The organism is Arthrobacter tecti (assembly GCF_054511355.1).
The window spans coordinates 37,814-51,566 of record NZ_JBTNCT010000025.1 but is presented as its reverse complement, the minus strand read 5'-3'; the positions used below and the strand labels follow the sequence as shown (position 1 = coordinate 51,566).

The window sequence follows — 13,753 nt, the reverse complement described above, 5'->3', positions numbered from 1 at the left end:
TGTCCTTTCGAGTGGGATGTGAGAGTTTCCTCGAAGGACCCACGGTGACCGCGCCCCGTTCGGGCGGTACCGGTCACCAGCGGGCGTTACACCACTCTAAGGGGCACTACTGCGCCAAGACCCCGCTGACATGGTGGATAGCCGTGAACATCAGCGACTGAACGCTAAAGGGAGGTTGCAGAGATTCACCTTCCCGGCACAAAGGGATGAAAGCCGCACCAGACGGTCCGCTTCAGCATCTGATGACACAATAATTCAGTGACCGTTCCAGCACAGCACCCCGTCCAGCTGTGGGCCAGCGCTGCTTGGCGGTCGCAGGTCCAGACGTGGATCACACAGGTGCTTGAGACGTTCAACATCGCGCAGACCGGCCCCTTGAGTGATCCGCGCATCCGGTTCTGGTCTGCGCAGGTGACCGTCCCGACTGATCACGGCAAGCTGTGGTTCAAGGAGAACAATCCGGGTCAGTTCCAGGAGGCCTCGATCGTGGCGGCGCTGGCCGAGATTGCGCCCGATCACGTGGTTTCACCGCTGGCGATCGAACCCACGAGAGGGTGGATGATCTCCCCCGACCACGGCGCAACGCTCGACACGCTGGACTCGACCGACTATGCGCTGTGGGCACGCGTGGTCACGGATTTCGCCGAGCTTCAACAGCAGGTGGCACCGCACGGAAGGAAGTTGGCGGACGCCGGGCTTGCCCTGATGGAGCCAAAGATCGCCGGGAACTTCGTCAGCAACCAACTCCTCCTGCACACCGGCCTGCCCGAGGAGCACCCCCTGCACCTCGACGCCGAATCAGCGGACCGCATCCACGCCGCTGTTCCGCGCATCGAAGCGGCGGCCGCACAGCTCAACGCGCTCGGCGTGCCGCTCTCGCTGGACCACAATGACCTGCACGCCAACAACGCGTTCATCCCCGGCGCCAGCACCGAACCGCTGCGGTTCTTCGACTTCGGCGACTCCTACTGGGCCCACCCGTTCAGTTCGCTCTACGTGCCGATCGGCGCCATGAAAGAGAGCTGGAAGGTCCCGGCGGATGACCCGAGGATCCGCCGCGTCATCGCTTCCTACCTGCAGCGTTGGACCGGCTATGCGCCGCTGACGGAGCTGCGCGAGGCGCTCGAACCCGCACTGCAGTTGGGTCGGTTGAACCGCTACGGGTCCTGGCTGCGCCTGTTGATTCACGCCGACGACGCCTCCATGAGGGAGTACGGCCCCCATGCCCTGCACTGCCTGCGGACCATTACCGACCCGGTGCTCTGAACCTCACCCTAATCTTCGCCGCCAGCCGGATTTCCGACGGCGGTAACCTGCGCTGAACGCTTTCAGGCTCGCTGGGTTGCCGCGATGACCTGCGCCATGGTGGCGTTGAGGCCTTCCACCTGTTCCCGGCTCAGGCCCAGTTTGGCCATCATTGCGCCCGGCACGGAGAGGGCTTTCTGCCGCAGTTCCCGCCCGGCGGGTGTGAGCCCGACGGCGAGCGCCCGCTCATTTCCTGCCACCCGTTGACGTGTGAGCATTCCGTTCGCTTCGAGGCGCTTCAGCATGGGCGACAGCGTTGCCGGTTCCATGGCAAGCGCTTCGCCGAGCTCGCGGACTGTGCGCGGACTCTTCTCCCACAGCGCGAGCATCACAAGATACTGGGGGTGGGTGAGGTTCAAATCTTCGAGTACCGGCCGGTAGGCGCCGATGACGCTGCGTGATGCGACCGAAAGGGCGAAGCAGAGCTGCCGCTCAAGGAGCAGGTCCTCCTCCTGCGAGACGCTCATGACCGTCCACCACCCTCACGTGCCACCAGATAGGTTGACCCATCCGCGTTCCGGACCACATCCCACTGCTGCAGCTGCTTCTGGCGCTCGCGATGCGAGGCGTCGTCAACGTACTGCACCGGCCCACCGAGGGCGCCCCGGTCTGCCGGCCCGAAGACCAGGCGCAACTTTCCGGTGGTCTTCATCAGCCGATAAGCCCAGGAGTTCTTCGCCATATGGCTATCATAGTGCACGAATAGTTAGGGCACTAACTGTTCTGCGGCCAGTGCCCTCGCGCCTCCAGTACCTCGGCGAGGAGATCCGCTCGATCCGACACCAGCCCGCCCGCGCCATCGTCCAGCAGTTCCTCCATGGTGGCCCTGTCATTTATCGTCCACACATGCACCGGCACCCCCGCCGCGTTACACCGGCGGATGAAGTTGCGGTCGGCAACCCGAAGTCCGCGAAAACGCAGCGGAACCTGCACGCAGTCCACTCGGGCCAGTTTCGCGATCAGCCGTGTGAGCCTCAGCGGGGACGCCGCCTTGATCAGGGCATTGACCGCCATACCCGCCGACGACGCCGTGGGCCGGCTGAGCTTCCGCAGAACCCGCAACCGGCGCCGGTCGGAGAACGAGGCGACCAGCACCCGATCGTGCGCCCCGTGCTTCTCAACGAGGTCCGCGAACGGCTGGACAGAGGAGTTGTCCTTGATATCGACGTTGAGTCTTACGCCTGGCCAACGCTCCAGGACTTCCTCAAGCGTGGGAATGGGAACACGCCCCCGGACCCTGACCGCGCTCAGCTCCGCCAGGCTGTGGTCGGCGAGCCTGCCGCTGCCGTCCGTCACTCGCTCAAGGCGCTCGTCGTGAAAGACCATGACGACGCCGTCGCGCGTGGTTCGCACATCGATCTCCAGGTAGGCGAAACCCAGGGCCAGCGCGGCTTCCATTGCGGGAAAGGTGTTTTCCCTGCCGTCTGGTGCGAACCCGCGGTGCGAGAGGGCGATTGGCCGCTGCGCGCCGTCGGGCCCGGGATTGTCGAAGTAGGGTTTATTCACGCTGTCTTGAGCGCTGCGAGCCGCTCCTCCAGGACCTGGGCCACGCCGTCGTCGTCGAAGGCCGGCGCGCGGAGATTTGCCGCTGCCAGCGCCTCCGGGTGACCGGAGGACATTGCGTACCCGTGCCCGGCCCAACCGAGCATCTGGATGTCATTCGGCATGTCACCGAAAGCGATCACATCCTCCTGCCCGATCCCAAGGCCTGCCGCGTACTTGGCAAGCGTGGCCGCCTTGTTGATCCCGGGAAGGCTCATCTCTAGCAGTGGCATATTGGGCGCGGAATGGGTGGTGGCCACCAGGTGCTCGACGGCGGGCGCAACCCCGTGCAGAAATTCGTCCGCAGTGATATCCACCTCGCGCGCCAGGAACTTGATCACGCCGTTGCCGTTCAGTGTTTCCTTGAGCGGGCGCGGCTCGAGGCCGCCGAGCAACTCTATCGATCCGGTTGGAGCGAATCCCGGCTCGATGAGGAAGTCATCCATGGTTTCCGCCGCGAAGGTTGCGGCGGGGTAGAGCTCCCGGATGATCTCCTGAGCCTTGAGGATGCTTCCGGCGTCCAGCAGGTCTGCCGAGAGGACTTTCTCTTCGCCGAGATCATAGGTCAGGGCACCGTTTGAGCAGATCACCGTGCCTGTGAAGCCGAGTTGCCGAAGCGGGTCGAGCCACCGGGGCGGCCGGCCCGTAACGAACACAATCTCGACGCCGGCGGCCAGGCACGCCTCGAAGGCACGGACTGTGCGGTCGGATATTTGACCGTTGTGGCCGACGATGGTGCCGTCCATGTCGCTGGCAACCAGGCGCATGCGCAGAACTCCTTGCGTTGTAGGACTTAAGCCTACCCAAGCGCCTTGGGACCCTAGGCGAGGGCGTCCTTCTCGACTTTCGACAGTTCGCTCGTAACGCCGCAGTATGCACAGGTCCTCGAGTACTTGCGGCTCGTGGTGAACAGCGGGATGAAGAACAAGGTGAACTTCGTTGCCCGCTGATCGATGCGCTGGGACGCCTGCTGGCCGCAGTTCGGGCAAACGGCATGCTTGCGGGAAAGCTCCTTGACCGCAGTCTTGAATCCAAACAGGATCAGCATGGGTACCTCCCGGGCGGGGATTACTGCTCGTAGGTGCCGACGATACGCGCGCGTCCAAGGGTGTGGGAGAAAAGGTTGAATCCGAGGTAGGCATTCGAAGCTTCAGCCGGTATGTCCAGCCGCTCGACATCCACCGCGTGGACCACCACATGATAGTGATGCGGGCCGTGGCCTGCGGGAGGGGCGGCGCCCACGAAACCGGGGAAGCCGCCGTCGTTCTTCAATTGCACGACGCCTTCCGGGAGCCCCGCGCCGTCCTCGGTTCCGGCACCGGACGGCAGCGACGTGGTGCCCGCAGGAATGTTGAAAACGGCCCAGTGCCAGAAACCGCTCGCAGTTGGGGCATCCGGATCATAGACGGTCACAGCGAAGCTCTTGGTGCCCTCGGGGAAGCCGTCCCAGGAGAGCTGCGGTGAGACGTCGTGTCCGCCGGCACCCATCCGGCCGGAGGCGTGCTTGATGTCCAGCGGTTCATTGTGCCGGATATCCGAGCTGGTGAGGTCGAAGGAAGGAACGTCGGGAAGATCTGCGTAGGGGTCGCGGGTCATGCGTATTCTCCTTGTACTGTGAGTTCGTCTCGGGTTGGTGGATTGGCGCCGGCGCGCGAGACGGTTACCGCCGCAGCTGCGACAGCGAACGCCAACACACCCTGTACCTGCTCAACGGACAGGGAGTGCAGCTCATTCCTGTGCTGCGCTCCGTCCAGCTCCAGGTCCGCCAGCGCGCTCAGCACCGCGGCCATGAACGAATCCCCCGCGCCCACCGTGTCCACCACGGCGATGGACGGCGCGGCAACCTCGCACTCACCGCGTTCCACGACGGCCCACGGGCCTTTGGAACCCCGCGTCACGACGACGACGGCGGGCCCCAGCGCCAGCCAGCGGCGCGCGGACTCGCGCGGGTCCCGATCCGGGTACAGCCACTGCAGGTCCTCGTCCGACGCCTTGACTATGTCCGCGAGGGCGACGAACTTCTCCGCCTGTTCACGCGCATAGTCGGCGTCCTTGACGATGGTGGGCCGGCAATTCGGGTCATAGCTGATGGTGGCAGCGGGCCTGGCATGCCGGACGGCAGCGAGAACATCCTTTGCGCCGGGCGTCAGCATCGAGGCTATGGATCCGGTGTGGACCAGAGTGGTTCCGTTGAACAGGTCTTCCCGCCGGCTCAGGTCCGGCAGTTCCCAGGCGAGCTGGAAGGTGTAATTGGCCCCGCCAACCGGATCGAGGCGGGCGGAGGCAACGCTGGTGGGAAGGGAGTCCGGTGCCAGCGGCGTCAGAACCGAGTTCTCCGCGAGGTGAGCATGGATGCGGCGACCGAATTCATCCTCGCCGTACCGGCCAAGGAACTGCGTGGGATGACCCAGCCGGGCAAGCCCAACGGCGACGTTCAGCGGGCTTCCTCCTACGTGGGCGCGGGGCAGCGCGGTGTCGCTGATGACTTCGTCAATAAGGGCTTCGCCTATAACCGTGAGCACCGATTCAACCTAGCATTGGGTCCTGACAGTCATATGGGAGCACGTCATCGAAATCCGCGAGCGGGCTTCTCGGGACGTTATCGTGGTGGCATTGTATCTTCTGGAAGGGGTATTCGTGCAGAGCCGCGCCGCCTCCGACGCGTCGCAGTCGTCACCCGCGGGCACGGGGCTTACCCGCCGCACAGCCATCGTCGCGGCCGCTGCATCGGCATCCGGCTTGCTCGCTGCCTGCACAACGCCACAGCTCCCGGCTGCACCCAGTACCGCAACCTCCATTGTTACCGCGCCGACGGGAACCCCGAGCACATCCCCGAGCACATCCCTCCCTCCGCCGTCAGCGGCGGCCGCTCCCTCTCCCGCGCTCGTGCGGGTGCCGGCGCCGCAGAACGTCATCACAGGTTTGCCCGGTGAGGGAAACCTCCTTGCCTGGACGGTCGACGACGGCACGGACCCCTCGGTCGTCGCCGCGTACGCCGAGTTCGCCGCGACGACAGGAGCCCGCCTGACCCTGTTCGCGACCTGCGTGTATCCAGCCTGGGAACGGAACGTTCAGGCACTCAAGCCACTTGTGGACAGCGGTCAGGTGCAGCTGGCTAACCACACCTGGAGCCATCCGGATCTCACATCGTTGACCCATCAGGGCGTCGTCGATGAACTGCAGCGCGCACACGACCGGATCGGTGAGTTATTCGGCGTAGACGCCCGACCGTTCTTTCGTCCGCCCTACGGTTACTACAACGAGCACGTTCTCCAAGCCGCCGCCTCCATCGGTTACACCACCCCAGCCCTTTGGTACGGTTCGCTGGCGGACTCGGCGCCGCTAACGGAACAACAAATCATCGACAACGCCAAACAGTGGTTCCTCCCACAGCACATCGTCATCGGCCACCTGAACTTCGACCCCGTCACCCGTGTGTTCCCGGAGTTGCGGGCGCTGATCCGCGAACGTGCGCTCACTACCGTCACCCTCAACGATGTATTCTCCAGCAATTTCCATCCGTAGGCGGTGCGGCATGTCCACTGAACAATTCCGCATCAAGAAGTTTGTTCAGGCGCTTCCCTGAACCGCCGGATGCTGTAGACCAACAGCACCAGCGCTATCACAGCCGACAGGACCAGGCTCAAGCCCGTTCCCCATCCGCCGGGCAGCCACCACTGCTCTTTAAGCGGCCACCAGCCCGGGGCGGGCGGCTGCGTCATCCAGATGATTCCGACCGTCATGAATGCGAAGGCGCTCAACGCGCTGACGGCGATGCGCGGCCAGGTCTTCACGCCGATACGTGCTGCCTGGAAAGCCCGCTCCTTGATCGGGTGCAGCCGCCGCTCAGCCCACGCGTACTGCTGGGACAGCACGGCCAGTCCGCCGACCACCATCAACAGGCCCGGACCGGGCAGCACCAACGCCGCGATTCCGAGCACAACAAGGGTCCAGCCGAGGATTTCCAGGCCGGTGCGATGGGCAGCCCGATGGAACCGGGATCGCGCACTCATCTGTGCAGGATCCCACATTTGTCTGAATTCCCCATGTTCGACAGGTTCAGGCCAGCTGTTCCACGGCGTCAACGACGCTCTCCCAGGCGTCGGTGCCGGGCGTGATAATGGCGAAGTGGTCGCCGGGGATGAGCACCAGTTCCGCTTCGGCTCCGGCCGAAACGGCAGCCTCGACATAGGACTCCGACTGGCTCAACGGCACCGTCGAATCGTCTTTCCCGTGGAGGGCCACCACCGGAACCGCCAGTGGAATGGCGCTCATCGGATCTGCCAGCCGGTACTTGTCCCCCTCCGGCTCCCCCAGCAGATTCTGCACGGCTCCACTGCCCAGCCGTTCCTCGTACGCCAACTGCAGGTTCAATACGCCCGATTGACTGACGACGCCGGTCAGCGGCACCGCCGGAGCGCTGGCTCCTGGCGCCCCCGACGGAAGGGACGCCCGCCCGGCCGCCCACACCGCAAGGTGGCCGCCCGCGGAGTGGCCGAGCGCCGTCGTCGTTCTGGTGTCGAAACCGTACTCCTTCGCCGCCGTGGCAAGCAGGTCGATTCCGGCCGCGATGTCCTCGAAGGTTTCCGGCCAGCCGCCGCCGTTGCCGACCCTGCGGTACTCGAGGTTCCAGCAGGCAAAGCCGCGCGGAGTGAGGTCCCCCGCGAGCGGCACACCGAGCTCGAGGGAGTACTGGCTACGCCAGAAACCCCCATGAATGATGACGACGACGCCGCGTGGCTCCCCCTCCGGCAGGTACAGGTCCGCGAACTGGCTGGGATCACTACCGTAGGTATAGCGCATGGGTTCCTCACTCGCACCGGCAGGCGCCGACGGTTGGGTGGGACCGCACCCCGAAAGCGCAGCTGCGGAGAGCAACGCCCCGCCGAGGAGTGCGCGCCGCGAGAGGTCGGTCATTCTTCGTAGCGTAGCCGCTGTCCGTGGCGGATGTTTAGATGGGTTGGTGAGTACGTGGGATGAACTGGATGAGCGGCTGAGGCCAGCGGTCCAGGAAAGTGTCAGCGAATTTGAGCGGGTGCGCCCGGCGCTGGAGGCTGTCACACGCGAGGTCCGCGACAGCATCCAGGAAATCTTCACCGGAACGGACCTGCGGCCGCTGTTCGTCACGGCGCGCACCAAGTCGGTCGAGTCCTTCCGCGACAAAGCCTCGCGGATGCTGAGCGACGGTGACGGTCCGCCGTCCCTCGTTTTCCCTGACCCGCTGCGGAACCTGACGGACCTGGTGGGTGTCCGGGTCATCACCACGCTGCCGCACGAGGTGGATATCGCGGCGAACCTCATCAAGCGCCAGCGCCACGAGTTCGACTGCCGGGGTGACCGGGAGAAGGACATCGGCTCCATTGAATCGGGCACGTACGGTTATTCCAGCCGTCACCTCATTCTGCGGACCATCCAGAACGACGCCGTCCGCACCTACCAGCAGCTGCTCGGCTCTGACTCCGGCAGCTACATGTTCGAGACACAGATCCGCACCGTGCTGGCACACGCCTGGTCCGAGATCGAGCACGACATCCGGTTCAAGTCCTTCAACCCCAAGGCGTGGAGCCCCTACTTTGACCGGCAGTTCACGGCCACCGCCGCCATGCTGGAGAGCGTCGAATCCACCTTCGCGGACCTGCATTCCCGCTATGAGACGGTCACCGGGTTCTGGGATCCCGAGGGCGAGGGCAGCGTGGAACTCAGCCCCGACCGCATCCGGGAAGTATGGCAGACCCTCCTCCCGCACGTTGACAGGAAGTCCGACGACAACTGGCGTTGGGCCGCCGAGCTCCTCTCCGCCCACGGGATTACGACGACGACGGCCCTCGCCTCCCTGCTCCAGGCCGACACCATCACCTCGGTCCGGCGCGCACTCGACCACCGTTACTCGCCGGGGCCGGACCGGCTCCTCGACGACGTGCTGCTGTGGAACTTCGGCGAACGGCACATCGAGCTGACGGCAGATGCACCGGATACGGGCTCGTCGCGGAGGGACAGCCTCCTGAGGCGCTTCCGGCAGATCCGGAACTTCCGGTCGCGGGAAGACTGAGTGAACCGACCGTTAGTAGTGGAACCGGGCAGAGACAACAACCAACTGTTCGTCCTCAACTGCATGAACGAGCCTATGCTCGTCAGTGATCCGCCGCGACCAGTACCCCGCCAATTGATGCTTGAGCGCTTCCGGTTTCCCGATCCCTTCGAATGGGGTTCGAATACAGCTCTCGATCAACAAATTGATCCGCTTGAGTGTCGCCTTGTCCGTGCGCTGCCAGTATCGATAATCGTCCCAACCGTTCGGTGTGAAAGCGACATTCATTCTTCGAGCTGCCGTGCTGCGGCCTTGCCTGCACGGTGCTGAGCAATGCTCTCCAGCAGACGCTCAGCATTAACCGGTGAGCGGAGAAGATGCGCCGTCTCCTCAAGAGCTTCATACTCGGACAGCGACATCAACACAGCACTGCCACGTTTGGATGTTATTTCGATAGCCGTGTGGTCGTCATTCACCTTCTCGATAAGCGGAAACAGATTTTTACGTGCCTCCGAGGCTGTGATAGCCATTGCGAACCCTCCTATCTCGTACCAAAAATGGTACCATCTGATGCAAGATAGATACCCATTTCGAGTTTCGATGGGGCGCGCGTCCAGGTCGGCCCGCTCTTCGATCCCCTCGTTCACCGCGCGTTCTATCATCTCAAATGTCAGAATGATTTCCGATTTCACCGAGCGCGGCCGGCGCACCAAGCCCACTTAAACTTTCTGCGGTGATGCATCGACTATTCGGTGTGAGTCTCTTCGGCTAGACAACCAGCGAAACCGCCAGCCCGAGCATGAGGGCGGCGATAACGCCGTCGAGGATCCTCCACGCAAGGCGCCGGTTGAAAAGCGGAGCGAGGTAGCGGGCTCCGACACCGAGGGCCGTAAACCACACCATACTGCCCACGCAGGCGCCGATCGCGAACCACCACCTGCCCTGGATGCCGTGCGTGCTTGCCAGTGATCCCAGCAGGAGCACCGTATCCAGGTACACATGCGGGTTGAGCCAGGTCAGGGCCAGGCACGTCGCAAGCGCAGTCCGCCAGGACCCGCTACCCCTGCCCTTCGTGACGTCGAGTTGCTCGCCGCGCACTGCCCGAAGCCCCGCCAGCACCGCGTAGCCCAGCAGGAAAGCCGCGCCTGCCCACCGGATAACCTCCAGCAGTACCGGTGCTTGTTCAATGACAACCCCGAGGCCGCCGACGCCAAGCGTGATGAGCACGATGTCGGAAAGCGCGCAGACAGCTACAACGAGGGCAACGTGGGATCGGCGCAGACCCTGTCGAAGCACGAAGGCGTTCTGCGAGCCGATAGCGATGATGAGCGATAGGCCGGCAACGAAGCCGGTGAGCGTTGAGTCGAGCACAATATAACGCTAAGGGCGAGCTCAAGCTGATTCCAGCTAAAGTTTCTACAGCATGATAAGAGTTGCTTATGAAAGAGATCGATCCAACTCAGGCGCTGGCACTCGCCGCCATCATTCAAGAGGGCAGCTTCGACGCTGCGGCAGCTCATCTCTCGATTACCCCATCCGCTGTCAGCCAGCGCATCCGTGCTTTGGAGACCGGTGTCGGCCGGCCCGTCCTGCGGCGAACCCGTCCGGTCCAACCAACCGAAACGGGTGAGGCGATCGTGCGGTTCGCCCGGAAGCTAGAGCTGCTCTCTGCGGATTTGAGCACCGAGCTGCGTGAAACGGAGGATGCGCAGCGTCAACGCATCGTGATCGTGATCAACGGCGATTCCCTGCACACGTGGGCACTTCGCGCACTGGTGCCGGTGGTCGAAACATTGGAACTGGAGATCCTGCGCGAGGATCAGGAGCACTCTCTGGACCTGCTGCGCAGCGGTGCGGCTGCTGCGGCTATCACCTCGGTTGCCAGGCCGGTGCAGGGCTGTTCATCCAGTCCGCTGGGGATCATGCGCTACATCCCGGTCTGTACTGAGAAGTTCCAGCAGCGCTGGTTCAGCGATGGTGCCACTGTGGAGAACCTGGAGCGCGCACCCGTGGTGGTCTTCGACCGAAAGGATGACCTCCAGGACCAGTACCTGCGAAACAGGACAAAGCAGGCGATAACACCGCCGCGCCACTACGTTCCGGCGGCCCAGGAGTTTGCAGAAGCCATCCGGCTCGGCATGGGCTGGGGTCTACTGGCCGAACTGGAGCTGGCTCATGACCCGGCAGCTGCAGACCTTACTGCCCTTGTGCCACGAGGTCATGTGGATGTGCCGCTCTACTGGCAGCAGTGGCGGCACGGGTCAAAGGCATTGGAGGCAGTAGCCGCCGCAATCCGGGCTGATGCGGCCGTTCTACGCCCGCTTGAGGCACCACCATCATCAGTCCTGACCACTCCCCTACCTTCTCAGATTGAGACGATCCTCCGTTGACCGAGCAACTTGAGCAATGATCACATCGGACATGATCTGGGAGTAGAGAACTAGATCTACTCGACCGCCGTGGACCACCCCAGCGGAGCGCAAAACGCCTTCTTTCCGGTATCCGCACCGGACGGCGACCGCCGCAGATCTCTTATTGCCATCAGCAATACGAAGCTCAACGCGATCAAATCCGAGCGCGAAAGCGTTGCGCGACAACATCTCCACGGATTGGGTGGCCAATCCCATCCCTCGGAATTCAGGAGCGATCCAGTACCCAACTTCAACTATGCCTTCTCCCCAGCGGACGTTCTTGTACGAGATACAACCGGCGAAACTGCCGCCGATAGTGATCGCATAGTGAATCCCCAAACCGGATGCTCTGAACTTGTCCGCCCCTTCCGCGCACCACGCACTCGCAATTTCGAGAGTGTAGGGCTGAGGTAACGGTAGCCAACGATGTATTTCCTCGTCCTGGCAGGCCGCAAAGCATCCTGGGGCATGAGAACCATTGATAGGCGTCAACACGATACCGTGCTGTCCGTGAAGCTCAGCGGATTCGAAGACCGTCGGGTTCACCTGCAATCTCCCGTTCTCGTATCGATGTCATGAATGTGGCGATCCACATCACGTCCCACGCAGCATCAGTTCAGCGCGAACTGACCCGCCCGGACAACCCGGCAATCGGCGCCAGGATCAGCGGTTTCGCTGCTATCCAGGCTCCCACCACGAGCAGGAGCGAGACGAAGAAAATCCAGAATCCCGCCCAGTTCACCACGTCCTGGCCGCCGTACATGTGGTTCAGGTTGCGCAGGGCACCGGTCGCGAAGACCAAAGCCACGTGACCGATGATGAAGACCACGAAGTACAGCATCACAGGGAAATGAATAGCGCGTGCCCATTCCACGGGATAGACCCGGTTCAGCGTCTGGGCCTTCTTCGGCCAGATCCCGGACATCCGGGCGCCAGTGATCGCCGCCAACGGCGCCGCTATAAAGATGGTTGCGAAGTACGCCAGCTGCTGCAGGCTGTTGTAGTTCACCCAGCCGTTCTCGGTGGGCCAGTCGAGCGAAACGTACTGGATCAGCGCCGAAAGCGCGTTCGGGAAGACCTCCCACGTTGTGGGGACCAGCCGCATCCAGTGATTGGTGACGAACAGCAGCACCACGAACACCAGGCCGTTCAGCAGCCACAGGATGTCCAGCGCCTGATGGAACCACAAGCTGAGGCTGATCTTTCCGTCCCCGCCCTTGGACCACTTCGGTGTCCAGTATCCCGGCGGCCGGGTTTCCCTGCGCACCTGCAGCCCGGACTTGATAATGAGCACGATCAGGAAGAAGTTGAAGAAGTGCTGCCACTGCACCCAGGCCGGGAAGCCGGGTTCCGCGCCTTCGGGCAGGTGGGTCTCCCCCGGATACGTGGTGAGGAAGTCCTGCATGAAACCGAGCGTGACAAACCAGCGCGTGAACAGCACAGCCCCCAGCGCGATTGCGAGGAGTCCCGCGGCACCGAGCAAGAGATTGGCCATGCGGCTGCGGGGCTTCCGCTCCTTCGCAGCCTTTGGGGTGTCCTTGGTGTCCGCAGATTTCACCGGGAGCGGCTTGCGGGTGTCCGTAGGGCCCGCAGCAGCCGACGACGGCGCTTCCTCCTTGGAAGGCGTTGCCTTTTCTTCGATTGGCGCCGCGACGGCGGCCGGCTCGGGCGCCTTCTGGGGTTGCGCTACCTCAGCAGCAACAGGGGCAGGCTCTTCGGCGGCCTTTGTTCCGACTGCTTCGGTATCCGTGTGCGTCTGACCAGGCCCGACGACGACGGCGGTCTCAGCCGGCCAACGCTCACCGCCTGGGACGCGGGGCAAGCCGCGCCGCAGAAGCTGCGTGGAGCCGGCCTGCGCGTCCACGCGGGCAGCCTCATTCGACGCTGCTGGTTGCGGCGCTTCTTCCGCTGACGCCGCCTGCCGGGCAGGGACCGCTTCATCGATTGAACGTGCTTGGCTGACCGAGGCCGCGTCCTCTTGTCTTGCGTCAGAGCGGGCCTCGGGAGCCGGTGAAGCGGACGTCGATACAACAGACACTGGCCCAGCACCAGCGGGAGGCCACGGGTCCCCTCCCAGAGTTCGGGGAAGCCCCCGCCGGACTGCGCGGGCACCCTCGTCCAAGGCGGGTGAGTCCGTCTGGACGCTCGAAGACGGTGCGTCTACCTGCGAGGTGAGCGAGGACGCCGCGGACTCCGCGGAAGCTGAACCAGCCGCAGAGTCTGACCCGGAAGCTGCAACTGCTTCGCTCGTCGGCGCCAACGCGTCAGTGCCCGACGACGCCGAACCCGCCGCCGTCGTTCTGTCCGAATCGGAAGCCGGGCTGGCCGTCGTCGTTGTGTCCGTTTGTGCCGGCGCGTTGCCGTCGCCGGGCGCTTGGGTGAGGACTGCGTCCGCGGGCGGCCATGATTCCTCGCCGCTTCGGCGAGGCAGGCCCCGGCGCAGTGTGCGACCGTGCGTCGCCATTCG

General features: G+C 63.8%; 18 protein-coding genes. 4 read left to right on the top strand and 14 right to left on the bottom strand.

The genetic code is table 11. The annotated features are described in order from the left end of the window. Positions 1-258: 258 nt before the first annotated feature. Entirely contained in the window at positions 259-1,266 is a 1,008-nt protein-coding gene (locus ACX80C_RS18405) for an aminoglycoside phosphotransferase/kinase family protein (protein WP_459327913.1), read from the top strand. A 62-nt stretch (positions 1,267-1,328) separates the two neighbouring features. Here ACX80C_RS18405 and ACX80C_RS18400 read toward each other — a convergent pair whose 3' ends face one another. From ACX80C_RS18400 to ACX80C_RS18370, 7 genes are read right to left on the bottom strand one after another with little or no spacing between them, the layout of a single operon-like run. After that, on the bottom strand, positions 1,329-1,772 hold the full coding sequence (locus tag ACX80C_RS18400) for a MarR family winged helix-turn-helix transcriptional regulator (RefSeq protein WP_459327912.1): 444 nt from the start codon (positions 1,770-1,772) through the stop codon (positions 1,329-1,331). After that, positions 1,769-1,987: a hypothetical protein gene (locus ACX80C_RS18395; RefSeq protein ID WP_459327911.1), complete on the bottom strand. Its 219-nt coding sequence runs from the start codon at positions 1,985-1,987 to the stop codon at positions 1,769-1,771. The genes ACX80C_RS18400 and ACX80C_RS18395 overlap by 4 nt, the downstream gene beginning before the upstream one ends. 32 nt (positions 1,988-2,019) lie before the next feature. Then, positions 2,020-2,811 carry a glycerophosphodiester phosphodiesterase gene (locus tag ACX80C_RS18390; RefSeq protein ID WP_459327910.1) on the bottom strand — a complete coding sequence of 264 codons (792 nt, stop codon included), beginning with the start codon at positions 2,809-2,811 and terminating at the stop codon, positions 2,020-2,022. Then, positions 2,808-3,614, bottom strand: a complete 807-nt coding sequence (locus tag ACX80C_RS18385) for an HAD family hydrolase (RefSeq protein WP_459327909.1) — start codon at positions 3,612-3,614, stop codon at positions 2,808-2,810. The genes ACX80C_RS18390 and ACX80C_RS18385 overlap by 4 nt, the downstream gene beginning before the upstream one ends. 53 nt (positions 3,615-3,667) lie before the next feature. Beyond that, positions 3,668-3,895 carry a zinc-ribbon domain-containing protein gene (locus ACX80C_RS18380; protein WP_459327908.1) on the bottom strand — a complete coding sequence of 76 codons (228 nt, stop codon included), beginning with the start codon at positions 3,893-3,895 and terminating at the stop codon, positions 3,668-3,670. A gap of 20 nt (positions 3,896-3,915) precedes the next feature. Next, positions 3,916-4,443, bottom strand: a complete 528-nt coding sequence (locus ACX80C_RS18375) for a YbhB/YbcL family Raf kinase inhibitor-like protein (protein ID WP_459327907.1) — start codon at positions 4,441-4,443, stop codon at positions 3,916-3,918. Beyond that, the gene (locus tag ACX80C_RS18370; RefSeq protein WP_459327906.1) at positions 4,440-5,369 is read right to left on the bottom strand and encodes a carbohydrate kinase family protein; all 930 of its coding nucleotides are present in this window, start codon (positions 5,367-5,369) and stop codon (positions 4,440-4,442) included. Before ACX80C_RS18370 ends, ACX80C_RS18375 begins: the two co-directional genes overlap by 4 nt. Before the next feature lie 115 nt (positions 5,370-5,484). On the opposite strand from ACX80C_RS18370, the gene ACX80C_RS18365 reads away from it, so the two are divergent. Then, positions 5,485-6,372, top strand: coding sequence for a polysaccharide deacetylase family protein (locus ACX80C_RS18365; RefSeq protein WP_459327905.1), 888 nt, complete (start codon positions 5,485-5,487; stop codon positions 6,370-6,372). A 32-nt stretch (positions 6,373-6,404) separates the two neighbouring features. On the opposite strand, the gene ACX80C_RS18360 is transcribed toward ACX80C_RS18365, so the two are convergent. Continuing rightward, positions 6,405-6,860: a PGPGW domain-containing protein gene (locus tag ACX80C_RS18360; RefSeq protein WP_459327904.1), complete on the bottom strand. Its 456-nt coding sequence runs from the start codon at positions 6,858-6,860 to the stop codon at positions 6,405-6,407. A 46-nt stretch (positions 6,861-6,906) separates the two neighbouring features. Next, a complete protein-coding gene (locus ACX80C_RS18355) occupies positions 6,907-7,764 on the bottom strand; it encodes an alpha/beta hydrolase (RefSeq protein ID WP_459327903.1) in 858 nt (285 codons plus the stop codon). A gap of 43 nt (positions 7,765-7,807) precedes the next feature. Between ACX80C_RS18355 and ACX80C_RS18350 the strand changes: the two genes are divergently transcribed. Then, on the top strand, positions 7,808-8,896 hold the full coding sequence (locus ACX80C_RS18350; protein ID WP_459327902.1) for a GTP pyrophosphokinase: 1,089 nt from the start codon (positions 7,808-7,810) through the stop codon (positions 8,894-8,896). A 12-nt stretch (positions 8,897-8,908) separates the two neighbouring features. On the opposite strand, the gene ACX80C_RS18345 is transcribed toward ACX80C_RS18350, so the two are convergent. From ACX80C_RS18345 to ACX80C_RS18335, 3 genes are all read right to left on the bottom strand, one after another. After that, positions 8,909-9,163: a Txe/YoeB family addiction module toxin gene (locus ACX80C_RS18345; protein ID WP_459327901.1), complete on the bottom strand. Its 255-nt coding sequence runs from the start codon at positions 9,161-9,163 to the stop codon at positions 8,909-8,911. Next, on the bottom strand, positions 9,160-9,405 hold the full coding sequence (locus ACX80C_RS18340; protein WP_459327900.1) for a type II toxin-antitoxin system Phd/YefM family antitoxin: 246 nt from the start codon (positions 9,403-9,405) through the stop codon (positions 9,160-9,162). Before ACX80C_RS18340 ends, ACX80C_RS18345 begins: the two co-directional genes overlap by 4 nt. 238 nt (positions 9,406-9,643) lie before the next feature. Continuing rightward, the gene (locus tag ACX80C_RS18335) at positions 9,644-10,246 is read right to left on the bottom strand and encodes a LysE/ArgO family amino acid transporter (protein WP_459327899.1); all 603 of its coding nucleotides are present in this window, start codon (positions 10,244-10,246) and stop codon (positions 9,644-9,646) included. A 68-nt stretch (positions 10,247-10,314) separates the two neighbouring features. On the opposite strand from ACX80C_RS18335, the gene ACX80C_RS18330 reads away from it, so the two are divergent. After that, entirely contained in the window at positions 10,315-11,265 is a 951-nt protein-coding gene (locus tag ACX80C_RS18330) for a LysR family transcriptional regulator ArgP (protein WP_459327898.1), read from the top strand. On the opposite strand, the gene ACX80C_RS18325 is transcribed toward ACX80C_RS18330, so the two are convergent. Continuing rightward, positions 11,233-11,832, bottom strand: coding sequence for a GNAT family N-acetyltransferase (locus ACX80C_RS18325; RefSeq protein ID WP_459327897.1), 600 nt, complete (start codon positions 11,830-11,832; stop codon positions 11,233-11,235). The two genes, ACX80C_RS18330 and ACX80C_RS18325, sit on opposite strands and share 33 nt — an antisense overlap. A 70-nt stretch (positions 11,833-11,902) precedes the next feature. Continuing rightward, positions 11,903-13,750: a cytochrome b/b6 domain-containing protein gene (locus ACX80C_RS18320; protein ID WP_459327896.1), complete on the bottom strand. Its 1,848-nt coding sequence runs from the start codon at positions 13,748-13,750 to the stop codon at positions 11,903-11,905. Between the last annotated feature and the right edge of the window lie 3 nt (positions 13,751-13,753).

Coding starts and splice junctions, on each gene's coding strand:
- ACX80C_RS18340 (WP_459327900.1), bottom strand. CDS start 9,405: ATGGCTATCACAGCCTCGGAGGCACGTAAAAATCTGTTTCCGCTTATC.
- ACX80C_RS18385 (WP_459327909.1), bottom strand. CDS start 3,614: ATGCGCCTGGTTGCCAGCGACATGGACGGCACCATCGTCGGCCACAAC.
- ACX80C_RS18330 (WP_459327898.1), top strand. CDS start 10,315: ATGAAAGAGATCGATCCAACTCAGGCGCTGGCACTCGCCGCCATCATT.
- ACX80C_RS18320 (WP_459327896.1), bottom strand. CDS start 13,750: ATGGCGACGCACGGTCGCACACTGCGCCGGGGCCTGCCTCGCCGAAGC.
- ACX80C_RS18375 (WP_459327907.1), bottom strand. CDS start 4,443: ATGACCCGCGACCCCTACGCAGATCTTCCCGACGTTCCTTCCTTCGAC.
- ACX80C_RS18380 (WP_459327908.1), bottom strand. CDS start 3,895: ATGCTGATCCTGTTTGGATTCAAGACTGCGGTCAAGGAGCTTTCCCGC.
- ACX80C_RS18395 (WP_459327911.1), bottom strand. CDS start 1,987: ATGGCGAAGAACTCCTGGGCTTATCGGCTGATGAAGACCACCGGAAAG.
- ACX80C_RS18400 (WP_459327912.1), bottom strand. CDS start 1,772: ATGAGCGTCTCGCAGGAGGAGGACCTGCTCCTTGAGCGGCAGCTCTGC.
- ACX80C_RS18345 (WP_459327901.1), bottom strand. CDS start 9,163: ATGAATGTCGCTTTCACACCGAACGGTTGGGACGATTATCGATACTGG.
- ACX80C_RS18355 (WP_459327903.1), bottom strand. CDS start 7,764: ATGACCGACCTCTCGCGGCGCGCACTCCTCGGCGGGGCGTTGCTCTCC.
- ACX80C_RS18360 (WP_459327904.1), bottom strand. CDS start 6,860: ATGAGTGCGCGATCCCGGTTCCATCGGGCTGCCCATCGCACCGGCCTG.